Genomic DNA, 13747 nt, shown 5'->3' with positions numbered 1-13747 from the left:
CGCCTTGATGGCGGGTTTTTCATGTCTGGGGAACAGCGATGGATCACTGCACCTGCTGCGGCGTGTCCTGGCCCATGCAGCGGATCGCCCGCTTGCGGTTGTCGACCAGCACGCCCGTCAGGCCCTTCTGCTGGGTATCGAACAGCACCAGGACACCCTCGACACACTGCGCCACCTGCGGCGATGGATCGAGAGAAACCCGATAGTCTTCGCCCGGGATCGTCTTGAGCATGGTGTAGTCCTGCAGCAGCAGGGCGTCCTCGGGCTTGGCGAAATGCAGGTAGCCGTAGTACCACAAGGCACCCACCGTCACGATGATGCTGCCGACACCGGTCAGGATCAGCGGGATGGCGTTGCGTTCTTCACTCATTGCTCATTCTTCTCGTCAGGGTAATTCGGGACTTCCGCCAGTCGGCGCAGGCCGTTGAAGTGGCTGGGGTCGTCGAGGAAGCGCAGCATCACCTGACGCCAGGTCGGGTCGGCGAAGGTCTGCACATGGTCGCCGCGGGTCAACTGCAACACGCGGGGCGGCGGGGCATGCTGGTACAGGCGGATACCGTTGGCCATGGGCACCAATTTGTCATCGATGCTGTGGAAGAACAGCTTGGGCGGGCTGTCCAGGCGTTCGATGGAGTGGATCGCGCTGTCAGCGTCAGGCACCAGCCACGACAGCGGCACCTGAAGCGGCCAGGTCATCCACGACGTGCTCAGGGCGAAACGCCCGACGTCGCGGTAACTCGCCGGTACGCCATCGAAGACCAGCGCACTGAAACGCTGGCGCTGCTCGGGATGGCCGGCCAGGTAATGGATGGCCATCGCACCACCCAGGCTCTGGCCGAGCAGCACCAGCGGCTTGCCCTGCGTCTCGGGCGCCTTGCCCAGCCAGTCCAGCGCAGCGTCGATATCCTCGTAGACCGCTGGCAGTGTCGGCGTGCCCTGGGACAGGCCATAGCCGCGGTAATCGATCATCAGAACCTGATAACCCTGCTCGGGCAGCCAGTAACTGCCACCCAGATGCCAGGCCAGGTTGCCACCATTACCGTGCAGATGCAGCACCGTGCCCTTGACCTCGACGCCCGACTTGGCCGGCAGCCACCAGCCATGCAGGCGAGTGCCATCCTCGGTGGTCAGCGTGACATCGCGGTATTGCAGGTGCGCTCGCTCGGGGGTGAACGGCTGGCCCGGCTCTGGATAGAACAGCAGGCTGCTGCAACCGGCCAGGCAGGTCAGTCCGAGCCCGAGCAACAGGGTGCGGCAACGCTTAGAGAATGTTCGCGTAGTCGGCTTCAATGCGATCCAGGCTCAGGTGATTGAGGAAGTTGGAGAAACACATCCAGGCCGACAGCGCGTTGAGGTCGCGGAACTGTTCGGGCAGGTACTTCGGCGGTTCCACCAGGCCCTCCTCGACCAGTTGGCGCAAGGTGCGCATGTCTTCCAGCGTGGTCTTGCCGCAGAACAGCAGCGGAATCTGCTCCAGCTTGCCCTTTCTCACGGCCAACTGAATGTAGTTGTAAACCATGATGAAGCCCTTGAGATAGGACAAGTCCTTGGTAAACGGCAGGCCATTGGGTACCGAACCGCGGAATACCCGGCTGGCATTGCCATAGCTTTCGGCCATCTCGAAGCCCTGGCCACGGAAGAACTCGTATACCTGCAAAAAATCGGCGCCCTGCTCCACCATGTGGATGGCGCGGGTGCGGTTGGTCAGCTTGCGCAAGCGGCTGGGGTAGGAGGCGAAGGCGATCACCTCCATGAGGATGGCCAGGCCCTCCTGGGTCACGGTCGACGAGGGCGGCCCCTTGGCCAGGAAGGTGCAGATGGGCTGGTTCAGGCCGTTGAGCGTGGTGCCCACGTGCACCAGCCCTTCGTGGACTTCCAGCGCGCGTACGTCGCGGCTGTTGAACATGGCATCGGCGCGCACCTTGATGTAGTCGGCACCGGCCGCCGCATCGGCGACGATGCCATCGGACTCGAACACGCGGATGGTTTCTTCTGCCTCGCCGAAGACCTTGTTCAGGCGGCGCTGGAGGATTTCCACCGCCTCCTTGGCCGTGAGGTTTTTCGGCTCGTCCTTCAGGTCACCACGGCCATCGATGTTGTTCAGGTAGTCCGAGAGCATCAGCCCCAGGTCGGCCAGGGTCGGGTCACCCGCGTGGAACGCGTCGGAGGCGGCGCCGTAGAGCTCCTGGGAAATCAGGCCGAAGTCCTCGGTGCCGCGCGCTTCGAGCATGCGCACCACCATGCGGTATTCGCGGCACATGCGCTTCATGATCTGCCCGACCGGGTTGAACTGGCCGAGCTGGCGGATGATGTCGCGCTCGATGGCCTGGAACTCGGCCTTCACCGCGCTCGAGTCGAACGACAGCGGACGGTTCTGGTAGTAGGCACGGTCCACCGCAGGCGGCTCCTTGCCCTTGGCCTTGAAAAAGCCCTGGCGAATGCCGTCGTCCCATTTCACCGCGTCCAGGACCCGGATCGGGGTCTGGGCCGCGACGATACGGTCGGACAATGCGCGTATGGTTTGCTGGTATTCGTCCACCGGGGACTCCTTGTAAGGCCCTATTCGCGGGCAAGCCCGCTCCCACAGGTACGAGGTATCCGCTATTTGCCGGCCCGCTGGAACCGCGCCACCTCGACGAACAGGTCGGAGTTGGCCGGATCGTCGAGGTAGGCCAGCACCCGCTCGGGGGGGCTGTCGATCAGCACGCCTGGGCCATTATCCTCGGGCACCTCGGTGCTGCGTCCGCTCAACTCCTTGTTGTTTACAGCCTGCTGGACCTGCTCGACGTCAAGGTTGTAGACCACCAGCTGCTTGCCGTCGACGACCTCGAAACCGCCAATCAGGAACTTGCCCCCCAGACGCTTGGGCACGCCGGCCGACAGGTACCAGCGGTTGCCATGGCGCGACACACTGAAAGTGTATTCCTCGGCGGCCTTGCCCTGCGTACGGGCCATGGCCTTGTAGGTGTTACCGCCAACGCGGCTGATGGTCAGCTTCAGTGGCTGGCCCCAGGCATCCTTGCTGCTCCATTGGCCCAGCAAGGCCTTGGGGGCCGGCTCATTACTGGCCAGCGGTTCGTCGAAGGTCACCAGACACCCGCCCAGCAGCAGGAACGACAAGGTCAACAACAGCACACGCCAGGCTTTCATCAGGTTCTCCTTGAAAAGATCGGCTGCGCCTCAAACCGCGGCCAGCACCAAGTGCAGGTAACGGGTAAGGATAGCGAGCATCTGCCCATCGGCCTGGGCGTTCGCTTCTTTGAGCAGCCCTTGATATTCCATCTGCTCGATGATGGCCGTCAACACCAGGGCGTCCTGCTCGGGCTGGCGCGAGCCCACCACCTGAAGCATCTGCCGCGCGCCATGCAGCAGGATCTGCTCATGGGCCCGCACCAGTTCGGCCAGCCGGGGGCACAGCAGCGCCTCCTGGCGGAAGGCCTGCTCGGCCATCAGGAAGTCGCGGCGGTTGTACAGCTGGCGGGTCACATAGTCGGCGGTCATGCGCGCCACTTCGTCGGCAAGGCGTGCACGGGACTGCGGGCTGCAGTCGCCCTGGGCCAGCAACTGGCGCAGCACCACTTCGGTGTTGGCCCACAGCTTGGCCATGTAGGCGGCGCTGCGTTCGACGTACTGGGCGAAGGTATCGGTGAGCAGGTCTTCGATATCCTTGAAGTAATAGGTGGTGGCCGACAGCGGCACCTCGGCCTCGGCCGCCACTGCGCGGTGGCGCACACCGCGCACACCGTCGCGCACGACGATGCGCATGGCCGCGTCGAGGATCTGCTGGCGGCGTTGCTCGCTGCCCTGGCGGCTGGTCTTGCGACCCTGGTACTGCACGCTCTCGGCGACGGCGTTGGCTACGCCGGCGGCGCCTTGCTGGGCGTTTGCGGGGGGCACGGTAGGGACCTCGGTGTCTGTCTGGGGGATGTTCATTGTCTGTACCGGCCCTATCGCGGGGCAAGTCGGATCGCCGCACCGCCGCTCCTACAGGTACAGCGCCGCACCTGCAGGAGCGGCGGTGCGGCGATCCGACTTGCCCCGCGATAGGGCCGGTACAGAGACTACACAGCCAGGCAAGAAAAAGCCGCCCCGAGAGGCGGCTTTTTCAAATCACTCAAGCCTGCGGACGCATGTGCGGGAACAGGATCACGTCGCGAATCGACGGCGAGTTGGTCAGCAGCATCACCAGGCGGTCGATACCGATGCCTTCACCGGCGGTCGGCGGCATGCCGTATTCCAGGGCCCGAACGAAGTCGGCATCGTAGTGCATGGCTTCGTCGTCACCGGCGTCCTTCTCGGCGACCTGTGCCAGGAAGCGCTCGGCCTGGTCTTCGGCATCGTTGAGCTCGGAGTAAGCGTTGGCGATTTCGCGGCCACCGATGAACAGCTCGAAGCGGTCGGTCACGGCCGGATTGTCATCGTTGCGACGGGCCAGCGGCGACACTTCGAACGGATACTCGGTAATGAAGTGCGGCTGCTCCAGCTTGTGCTCGACCAGCTCTTCGAAAATCATCACCTGCAGCTTGCCCAGACCTTCGTGGCCCAGCACCTTGGCGCCAGCCTTCTTGGCGATGGCGCGGGCCTTGTCGACGTCCTGCAGGTCGGCGGCGGTCAGCTCCGGGTTGTACTTGAGGATCGAGTCGAACACCGACAGGCGCGCGAACGGCTCGCCGAAGTGGAATACCTTGTCGCCGTACGGCACGTCGGTAGTACCCAGTACCAGCTGCGCCAGCTCGCGGAACAGCTCTTCGGTGAGGTCCATGTTGTCACGGTAGTCGGCGTAGGCCTGGTAGAACTCGAGCATGGTGAACTCGGGGTTGTGCCGGGTCGAAACGCCTTCGTTACGGAAGTTGCGGTTGATCTCGAACACTTTCTCGAACCCGCCGACCACCAGGCGCTTGAGGTACAGCTCCGGCGCGATACGCAGGAACATGGCCATGTCCAGGGCGTTGTGGTGGGTTTCGAACGGCTTGGCCGCAGCGCCACCCGGGATGGTCTGCAGCATTGGCGTCTCGACTTCGAGGAAGTCGCGTTCGATGAGGAACTTGCGAATGTGCGAGATCACCTGCGAACGCACACGGAAGGTGTGGCGGGTTTCCTCGTTGACCATCAGGTCGACGTAGCGCTGGCGGTAGCGCTGCTCGGTGTCGGTCAGGCCATGGTGCTTGTCCGGCAGCGGACGCAGCGACTTGGTCAGCAGGCGCACGTCGGTCATCTCGACGTACAGGTCGCCCTTGCCCGAGCGAGCCAGGGTACCTTCGGCGCTGATGATGTCGCCCAGGTCCCAGGTCTTGACCGCGGCGAGGGTTTCTTCAGGCAGGGTCTTGCGGTTGACGTAGACCTGGATGCGCCCGGTCATGTCCTGGATCACCATGAACGAGCCACGGTTGAGCATGATGCGACCGGCAACCTTGACCGGGATCGCGGCTGCTTCCAGCTCTTCCTTGGTCTTGTCCGCGTATTGCTTCTGCAGGTCGTTGCAGTAGCTGTCGCGACGGAAGTCGTTGGGGAAGGCGTTGCCCTTGGCACGCTCGGCGGCAAGTTTTTCCTTGCGCAGGGCGATCAGGGTGTTTTCTTCCTGTTGCAGGTCTTGCGATTCGGTCTTGAGGTCGCTCATGTCGTCATTGTTTCCATCAGGTATTCGGTGCCCCTGTCGGGCAGGGCACGCGATACGGGCCCATGGCCTCGTATCGCGGCAGTGGTGTGCGGTTTACAGCCCCTGCTTGAGGCTGGCTTCCAGGTACTGGTCGAGGTCGCCGTCAAGGACCTTCTGGCAGTCGCTGCGCTCGACACCGGTACGCAGGTCCTTGATGCGCGAGTCATCGAGCACGTAGGAGCGGATCTGGTGACCCCAGCCGATATCCGACTTGCTGTCTTCCAGCGCCTGCGAGGCGGCGTTGCGCTTCTGCATCTCCAGCTCGTACAACTTGGCCCGCAGCATTTTCATGGCGGTATCCTTGTTGGCGTGCTGGGAGCGTTCGTTCTGGCACGCCACCACGGTGTTGGTCGGCACGTGGGTGATACGCACCGCCGAGTCGGTGGTGTTGACGTGCTGGCCGCCGGCGCCGGAGGAGCGGTAGGTGTCGATGCGCAGGTCGGACGGGTTGATCTCGATCTCGACCTTGTCATCGATCTCGGGCGAGACGAACACCGCCGAGAACGAGGTATGGCGACGGGCACCGGAGTCGAACGGGCTCTTGCGCACCAGGCGGTGCACGCCGATTTCGGTACGCAGCCAGCCGAAGGCGTACTCGCCCTTGATGTGCACGGTGGCGCCCTTGATACCGGCGACTTCACCTTCGGACAGCTCGATGATGGTGGCGTCGAAGCCGCGCTTGTCGGCCCAGCGCAGGTACATGCGCAGCAGGATGTTGGCCCAGTCCTGCGCTTCAGTGCCACCGGAGCCGGCCTGGATGTCCAGGTAGGCGTTGTTCATGTCCATCTCGCCGCTGAACATGCGACGGAACTCGAGCTGGGCAAGGTTTTCTTCCAGGCCTTCCAGTTCGGTCACGACGTCGCCGACGGCACCTTCGTCACCCTCCTCGACCGCCATGTCGAGCAGGTCCTGGCAGTCAGCCAGGCCGTTGGACAGCTTGTCGAGGGTCTCGACCACCTGCGCCAGCATGGCACGTTCGCGGCCCAGGGCCTGAGCGTACTCGGGCTTGTTCCAGACGTTGGGGTCTTCCAGCTCGCGGTTGACTTCGATCAGACGATCAGCTTTGTGATCGTAGTCAAAGATACCCCCGAATGGACTGGGAGCGTTCGGTGAGGTCCTTGATGGTGTTCAGGATCGGTTGGATTTCCATGGCTCTGGCTACTCGCACGAATTCGGTGAAAAGCCTGCGAGTATAACGCCATTCATGCCAGGGCGGCAGCCCCGCCGGGCAGCCACTGCACTTGCCCATTGCAGGGGCGACCCGGCTGCACAGCTCCCAGGGTTTCGCGCAATGCGCGCTGGTTTCAGGCAACCCCGACCTGGTTACGCCCGCTGTTCTTGGCCAGGTACAGCCCCTTGTCCGCCGCCGAAATCAACTGCCGGCAATGACTGCCGACACTCGGCGTCTGCGTCGCCAGGCCAATGCTCACGGTCAGGCGCGATTCCGGTTGCGGGGCACTGTGCGGAATATTCAGACCCAGCACGGTCTGGCGCAGCTTTTCCGCAATCAGCCGTGCACCACCTGGCGAGGTGTTGGGCAGCACCAGGGCGAACTCCTCGCCGCCATAGCGCGCCGGCAGGTCGCTTGGGCGCGAGCAGGAGCCGCGGATCGCTTCGGCCACCTGGCGCAACGCTTCGTCACCGGCCAGATGGCCGAAGCTGTCGTTGTAGGCCTTGAAGTAGTCGACATCGATCATCAACAGCGACAGTTGCTGCTGCTCGCGCATGGCGCGGCGCCACTCCAGTTCCAGGTACTCGTCGAAGTGGCGGCGGTTGGACAGCCCGGTCAGGCCATCGGAGTTCATCAACCGCTGCAGCATCAGGTTGGTGTCGAGCAGCTGCTGCTGGCTGACACGCAAGGCGCGATAAGCCTCGTCACGCTGCAGCAGGGTGAGGTAGGAGCGCGAGTGATAGCGGATACGCGCCACCAGCTCGATGGTGTCCGGCAGCTTGACCAGATAGTCGTTGGCCCCGGCGGCGAAGGCCGCACTCTTGACCAGCGGGTCCTCCTTGGTCGACAGGACGATGATCGGGATATCCTGGGTCGCCGGGTTGTTGCGGTACTCGCGCACCAGCGTCAGACCATCCAGGCCCGGCATGATCAGATCCTGGAGGATCACCGTCGGCTTGATGCGCATGGCCTGGGCTACCGCCTGGTGTGGATCGGCACAGAAGTGGAAGTCGATGTTTTCCTCGTGGGACAGCCCACGACGCACCGCCTCGCCGATCATCGCCTGGTCGTCGACCAGCAGGACCATCGCGGCGCTTTCGTTGATCGTCGTGAAACCATCGATCGGTAGGTCATTCATCCCTATTCACCAGGTCACTACCGGCCAGGCGGCGTGACTCAATACATATCGTCATTTCGGAAAGATTTCCACAAGTCGCCCGGCAATTCGCTCCAGCGGCCGTATCTCGACCGCCGCCTGGATCGCTGCGGCGGCCTTGGGCATGCCATACACCGCACTGCTTTGCTGGTCCTGGGCGATGGTCAGGAAGCCCTGCTCGCGCATCCACTTCAGGCCCTGCGCGCCATCGCGGCCCATGCCGGTGAGCAGCACGCCCACCGCATCGCTGCGCCAGAAGCGCGCCACGCTCTCGAAGAACACGTCGATCGAGGGGCGGTAGATTTCGTTGACCGGCTCGGCGGTATACGCCAGCTGGCCATTCTGCAACAGCCGGATGTGGTGGTTGGTACCTGCCAGCAACACCTGCCCCGGCTGCGGTGGTTCACCCTCGCGGGCCAGGCGTACCGGTAGCCCGGACACACCGCTCAGCCATTCGGCCATACCGGCGGCGAACACCTGATCGACATGCTGGACCAGCACGATGGCCGCCGGAAAATCCCGTGGCAGTCCCTTGAGCAACACTTCCAGCGCAGCCGGGCCGCCCGCCGACGAACCAATGGCCACCAGGCCGCAGCGAAGCACTGGGTTGCGCACCGGCACCGCCTCGGTGCGCGCCGCGCTGGAGCGCTGCTGGCCGATCAGCCAGCTGATGTTGAGAATCTTGCGCAGCAACGGTGCCGCCGCCTCCCGGGCATCGCCCGCGCCCAGTGCCGGCGTGTCGACCACATCGAGGGCGCCGTGGCCCATGGCCTCGAACACCCGGTGCACATTCTGCTTGCGATCCACGGTGACGATGACGATGGCGCAAGGGGTTTCGGCCATGATCCGGCGAGTCGCCTCCACGCCATCCATCACCGGCATGATCAGGTCCATGAGGATCAGGTCCGGCGTCTGCTCGGCACACTTGTGCACGGCCTCGGCACCATTGCCGGCCACCCAGATCACTTCGTGCGCAGGCTCGAAGGCCAGCGCACGGCGCAAGGCTTCGACAGCCATGGGCATATCATTGACGATGGCGATCCTCATCCCTGGGCTCCTCCAATCAACTCCTCCACCGCATCCAGCAACGCATCGTCATGGAAGCTGGCCTTGGCCAAATAATAGTCGGCGCCTGCATCCAGTCCACGTCGGCGGTCCTCTTCCCGGTCCTTGTAAGACACCACCATCACCGGCAACGTTTGCAGGCGATTGTCGCGACGCACCAGGGTGACCAGCTCGATACCGTCCATGCGCGGCATGTCGATGTCGGTGATCAGCAGGTCGAAGTCTTCGCTGCGCAGGGCGTTCCAGCCATCCATGCCATCGACCGCCACCGCTACGTCGTAGCCCCGCGTACCCAGCAGCTTGCGCTGGAGCTCGCGTACCGTCAGCGAGTCGTCGACCACAAGGATGCGCTTGCGCGCCACTCCCCGGCCCGCCCGTGCCCCGCGATCGATACGCTCCAGGCGCCCGGTGCTCAGCAGCTTGTCCACCGAGCGCAAGAGGTCTTCGACATCGATGATCAGCACCACCGAGCCATCGTCGAGCAAGGCGCCGGAGGAAATGTCCTGGACCTTGCCCAGACGCGGGTCGAGCGGCATCACCACCAGCACGCGCTCGCCGATCAGGCGCTCCACGGCCACACCGTACAGTTGCTCGCGCTCACGGATGACCACCACGCGCAGATTGTCCGCCTCCTCCTGCGCCGCCGGACGGTTGAGCAACTGGCTTGCGGCGACCAGGCCGATATGGCGGTCTTCGTGCCAGAAGTGCTGGCGACCTTCGATCTGGACGATGGCCTCGGCCGGTACATCGAGAGTGCGTTCGATGTGCGCCAACGGGAAGGCGTAGGCTTCGCCACCGACCTCGACCACCAGGCTGCGCACCACCGACAGGGTCAGCGGTACCTCCAGGTGGAAGCAGCAGCCCTGCCCCGCCACCTGAGTGAGCTCGATGGACCCGCGCAGTTCGCGCACCATGTGCTGCACCGCGTCCAGGCCGACGCCTCGTCCAGACACCTCGGTGACCTGGTCACGCAGGCTGAAACCGGGCAGGAACAGGAAGGTCAGCAGCTCGGCCTCGCTCATCTGCGCCACGGTCTCGGCGGGCGACAGTGCCCGATCGACGATGCTGCGGCGCAGGCGCTCAAGGTCGATGCCCGCACCGTCGTCGCTCAGTTCGAGAATCAGCAACCCGGCCTGGTGCGATGCGCGCAGGCGCAGCGTGCCGTCACTGGGCTTGCCCGCCAACAGGCGTCGCTCGGGCTGCTCGATGCCATGGTCGACAGCATTGCGCAGCAAGTGCGTGAGCGGCGCCTCGAGTTTTTCCAGCACATCACGGTCGACCTGGGTCTTCTCGCCCTCGATCAGCAGCCGCACCTGCTTGCCCAGGGAGCGCCCAAGGTCGCGCACCATGCGGCTCTGCCCGGTCAGCACATCGGCGAAGGGACGCATCCGGCAGGCCAGCGCAGTGTCGTACAGCAACTGCGCGCGCTGGCTCGCCTGCCAGCCGAACTCGTCGAGGTCGGCAGCCTGCTGCTGGAGGATCTGTTGGGTTTCGGCGAGCAAGCGCTGGGTCTGGGCCAGGGCGTCGAGCACCTCGGCGCTCTGCCCGCTGCCCTCGAGCTGGCTCTTGAGCCCGTCGAGGGCGCGCATGCCTTGGCCATGCATGCGCTTGAGGCGCTGCAGGCTGGCGAGATAGGGCTTGAGCCGCTGGGTTTCCACCAGCGACTTGCTCGACAGGTCAAGCAGGCTGTTCAGGCGGTCGGCGGTGACCCGCAGCACGCGCTCCGCGCCCTCGCCTGCGCGCTTGCCGCCCCTGGCTGCGGGCGCAGGCTCCACTTCCGCCTCGGGCTCGACAGGCGTCGTCGGCACCTCGGGCGGCATCGCCAGCGGCGAAGGCGTGGCCGCACCGCCGGCAGCATCCGGCGCGGGTGCCGAAGAAGGGTCGAGCAACATGGCCATCTGCACCAGGAACGCCGGCACCGCCGTTTCGGCCTGGGTATCCCCGGGTGTTGCAATGCGCATCAGCAGGTCAGTGCCCTGCAACAAGGCATCGATGTGCTCAGGGCGCAGCAACAGGCGGCGCTCCTGGGCCGCGACCAGGCAATCCTCCATGACATGAGCGACGCTGACGCCGGCATCGATGCCGACGATACGCGCGGCGCCCTTGAGGGAGTGCGCTGCGCGCATGCAGGCTTCCAGCTGGTCGACCTGGGCCGGATTGCGCTCGAGGGCCAACAGCCCGGCACTGAGCACCTGGGTCTGGGCCTCGGCCTCAAGGCTGAACAGTTCGAGCAACGATGCGTCGCGCATTTGCTCCGGGGTCATGACAGGCTCCGCTTCACGGCAGACAGGAGGTGTTGGTCATCGAGTACGCGCACACTGCGGCCACGCCATTGCAATACCGCCAGCGTGAAGTGGGCCGCGTCGTGCTCCTCGTGCAGGCGCGCAGTGTCCAGCCGATGGATGCCGTCGATCTCGTCGACCGGCAATACCACCGGGCCACCTTCGGCAGCCAGGATCAACATCCGTGGCATCACCCGGCCGCTACGCTCCTGTGTCGGCGCCAGCTCCATGCCCAACAGGTCGGCGAAGGACAGGCACGGCACCAGCGCACCTCGCACGTTGGCGACCCCCTGCAACATCCGCGAACGCTGGTGCGGCAGCGAGTGAACGGCCTGCAGCGGCGCGATCTCCGCCAGGCAGGCCGTGGCCAGCGCCAGCCATTCCTCCCCCAGCCTGAACAGCAGCATGGAACGGCCGACAGTGCCCTGTTCCACCTGCACGGTCTCGACATGCTCGTCCTGCAACAAGGTGTAGCGGTCGAGCAGGCGGGTAGCCGCCGCGGCATACACTTCGCAATTGCGGCAGTGGATGTGCCGGTCCAGCAGGGGACATTGCTTGTCGCCATGGACACCGATGCGATTCCAGCAGTCGTCGATATCTTCATGGTCCCGGGCGATCAGGTCCATCGAGTAGGCACCGCTCATCGTTCAGACTCCCTGCCCGCCCGCGCCGCCCGCTCCTGCAGGCGCCGAGCCCCTGTGACATCCCCCTGGGATGCCAACAGCGTGGCCAGGTGCAGCAGCGCCTCGGTGTGCTGGGGCTCGAGGTACAGGGCCTTGCGGTAATGCTTGAGTGCTTCGCCGGCATCGCCCTGGGTATCGCTGAGCAGCCCCAGCCAGTAGTAGACCTGCGCCGCGGGTTCGAACAGACGCAAGTAGCGCTCGCAACTGGCGCGGGCCTGCTCGCTGGCACCGGCATTGGCCTGGCGGGCGATGGCTGCCAGCAACTCGCTTTCGTTCTCGTTCACGGTCGCCAACGCAACCGGCCTGGCGGGCGGACGGGGAGCACGGGCAAAGGGTGGTGCCGCCACGGGCATGGCGACTGGACGCGGCGAAGCCACCGGCGCGATGGCGGGCCGTGCCGACGGCACCGGGTTGACCGGCGGCTGTACGCCAAGCTGATCCTGACGCACGTAGGCGAACGACTGCGCGATGCCGATCGGCCGCATGCCCAGGCGCGCCAGCAAACTGCCCTCGGCCGGGCCGATGAACAGCACGCCATCGTCGTGGAGCAGCTGTTTCAGCACCTCGAAAACCCGCTGCTGGGTAGGTACGTCGAAATAGATCAGCAGGTTGCGGCAAAAGACAAAGTCATAGACTCCCTTGCGGCTGCGCAAGGCGGGATCGAGCACATTGCCAGGCTCCAGGCTGACCTGCTGGCGCACGCGCTCATGCAACCGGTAACTGTCATCGGTGCAGTCGAAGTGCCGCTCACGGAATGCCAGTTCACTGCCCCGGAACGAGTTGCGGCCATACACGGCCTGCTCGGCACGGGCGAGGGAGCTGGGGCTGATGTCCATGGCATCGATGCGCACGGCCGATGGAGACAGACCGGCATCGAGCAGCGCCATGGAAATCGAATAGGGCTCCTCGCCGGTCGAGCACGGCAGGCTGAGGATACGCAGCGGTCGTGATCCGGCCAGCTCGACCAGGCGTTTTTGCGCCAGCCCGGCCAATGCCGTGAACGATTCGGGATAACGGAAGAACCAGGTCTCGGGGACGATCACTGCCTCGATCAACGCCTGCTGCTCGCCGGGCGATTGCTGCAGGCGCAGCCAGTAGTCGTCGAGGTCACGCGCGGCAAGTACCACGCACCGCTGGCGCAGGGCCCGCTCGACCATCGGCGCGCCCACCGAGTCCACATCCAGGCCGATGCGCTCCTGCAGGAAGCGGAAGAAGCGTTGTTCGATCATCCTGCCACCTGCGCGGATTGATCCGGGAACAACAGCAGGCGTACGGCATCGCTCAACAGGTCGTCAACCTGGATGCGCTGCAACAGCCCCTGTGCATCCTGTCGCACAGGGCCCAGGTAACGCGCCTCGCTGTTGTCCAGCCCATAGGGCTGGAACTCGTCGGGTTGGCAACGCACGGTGTTGGTCGCCTGTTCGAGCACCAGCCCCAGTTGCAGGCCATTGCCATAACGCACCAGTACCAGGCGCGTGCTGGTGCGCTGCGGTGCAGGCGCGCCGAAGGTAAGGGACGACAGGTCGATGACCGGTACCAGCGCGCCGCGATGCCCGAGGATCCCGGCGACCCAGACGGGCGCCTGGGCGATGGGTTTGAGCGGGCGCAGCGGCAGCACCTCTATCACTTCGCGCACATCCAGGGCAAAGCGCTGTTCGCCAATATGGAACAGCAGGTACAACACGCCCTTGGCTTCGGCCGGCCGCTGATCATGCGGTTGCAGATCGTTCATCG

13 protein-coding genes are annotated in these 13747 nt (G+C 64.7%); all 13 read right to left on the bottom strand.

The features are described 5' to 3' along the window. Nucleotides 1-43: 43 nt before the first annotated feature. Nucleotides 44-370, bottom strand: coding sequence for a hypothetical protein (locus tag ACTYOL_RS05980; protein WP_063543336.1), 327 nt, complete (start codon nucleotides 368-370; stop codon nucleotides 44-46). Next, nucleotides 367-1290: an alpha/beta hydrolase gene (locus tag ACTYOL_RS05975; protein WP_444757663.1), complete on the bottom strand. Its 924-nt coding sequence runs from the start codon at nucleotides 1288-1290 to the stop codon at nucleotides 367-369. Before ACTYOL_RS05975 ends, ACTYOL_RS05980 begins: the two co-directional genes overlap by 4 nt. After that, nucleotides 1262-2539, bottom strand: coding sequence for a flavohemoglobin expression-modulating QEGLA motif protein (locus tag ACTYOL_RS05970; RefSeq protein WP_054895067.1), 1278 nt, complete (start codon nucleotides 2537-2539; stop codon nucleotides 1262-1264). Before ACTYOL_RS05970 ends, ACTYOL_RS05975 begins: the two co-directional genes overlap by 29 nt. Nucleotides 2540-2601: 62 nt before the next feature. Further along, nucleotides 2602-3150, bottom strand: coding sequence for a hypothetical protein (locus ACTYOL_RS05965; RefSeq protein WP_444757662.1), 549 nt, complete (start codon nucleotides 3148-3150; stop codon nucleotides 2602-2604). 30 nt (nucleotides 3151-3180) lie between these two features. Then, nucleotides 3181-3933, bottom strand: a complete 753-nt coding sequence (locus ACTYOL_RS05960; protein ID WP_063543332.1) for a TetR/AcrR family transcriptional regulator — start codon at nucleotides 3931-3933, stop codon at nucleotides 3181-3183. Nucleotides 3934-4114: 181 nt separating this feature from the next. Then, nucleotides 4115-5617, bottom strand: a complete 1503-nt coding sequence (lysS, locus tag ACTYOL_RS05955; protein ID WP_054895070.1) for a lysine--tRNA ligase — start codon at nucleotides 5615-5617, stop codon at nucleotides 4115-4117. A 93-nt stretch (nucleotides 5618-5710) separates the two neighbouring features. Continuing rightward, nucleotides 5711-6806 (bottom strand): peptide chain release factor 2 gene (prfB, locus tag ACTYOL_RS05950; RefSeq protein WP_112897576.1). Its coding sequence is split into 2 segments (ribosomal slippage): nucleotides 5711-6733 and nucleotides 6735-6806, totalling 1095 coding nucleotides; the frame shifts between segments, so codons are not numbered across the junction. A 154-nt stretch (nucleotides 6807-6960) separates the two neighbouring features. Beyond that, nucleotides 6961-7965: a response regulator gene (locus ACTYOL_RS05945; protein ID WP_054895071.1), complete on the bottom strand. Its 1005-nt coding sequence runs from the start codon at nucleotides 7963-7965 to the stop codon at nucleotides 6961-6963. A gap of 51 nt (nucleotides 7966-8016) precedes the next feature. Continuing rightward, nucleotides 8017-9030 (bottom strand): chemotaxis response regulator protein-glutamate methylesterase, encoded by a 1014-nt coding sequence (locus ACTYOL_RS05940; RefSeq protein WP_153773971.1) that lies wholly within the window; start codon nucleotides 9028-9030, stop codon nucleotides 8017-8019. Then, on the bottom strand, nucleotides 9027-11312 hold the full coding sequence (locus ACTYOL_RS05935) for a hybrid sensor histidine kinase/response regulator (RefSeq protein WP_197893185.1): 2286 nt from the start codon (nucleotides 11310-11312) through the stop codon (nucleotides 9027-9029). The genes ACTYOL_RS05940 and ACTYOL_RS05935 overlap by 4 nt, the downstream gene beginning before the upstream one ends. Further along, nucleotides 11309-11974, bottom strand: coding sequence for a chemotaxis protein CheW (locus tag ACTYOL_RS05930; protein ID WP_444757661.1), 666 nt, complete (start codon nucleotides 11972-11974; stop codon nucleotides 11309-11311). Before ACTYOL_RS05930 ends, ACTYOL_RS05935 begins: the two co-directional genes overlap by 4 nt. Beyond that, the gene (locus tag ACTYOL_RS05925) at nucleotides 11971-13242 is read right to left on the bottom strand and encodes a CheR family methyltransferase (protein ID WP_197893181.1); all 1272 of its coding nucleotides are present in this window, start codon (nucleotides 13240-13242) and stop codon (nucleotides 11971-11973) included. The genes ACTYOL_RS05930 and ACTYOL_RS05925 overlap by 4 nt, the downstream gene beginning before the upstream one ends. Continuing rightward, nucleotides 13239-13745 carry a chemotaxis protein CheW gene (locus ACTYOL_RS05920; protein ID WP_153773967.1) on the bottom strand — a complete coding sequence of 169 codons (507 nt, stop codon included), beginning with the start codon at nucleotides 13743-13745 and terminating at the stop codon, nucleotides 13239-13241. Before ACTYOL_RS05920 ends, ACTYOL_RS05925 begins: the two co-directional genes overlap by 4 nt. Between the last annotated feature and the right edge of the window lie 2 nt (nucleotides 13746-13747).

The organism is Pseudomonas sp. A014 (assembly GCF_052378495.1).
GTDB lineage: Bacteria > Pseudomonadota > Gammaproteobacteria > Pseudomonadales > Pseudomonadaceae > Aquipseudomonas > Aquipseudomonas machongensis.
Note: the sequence above shows the minus strand (reverse complement) of the source record. Positions and strands in the feature narration are given on the sequence as shown.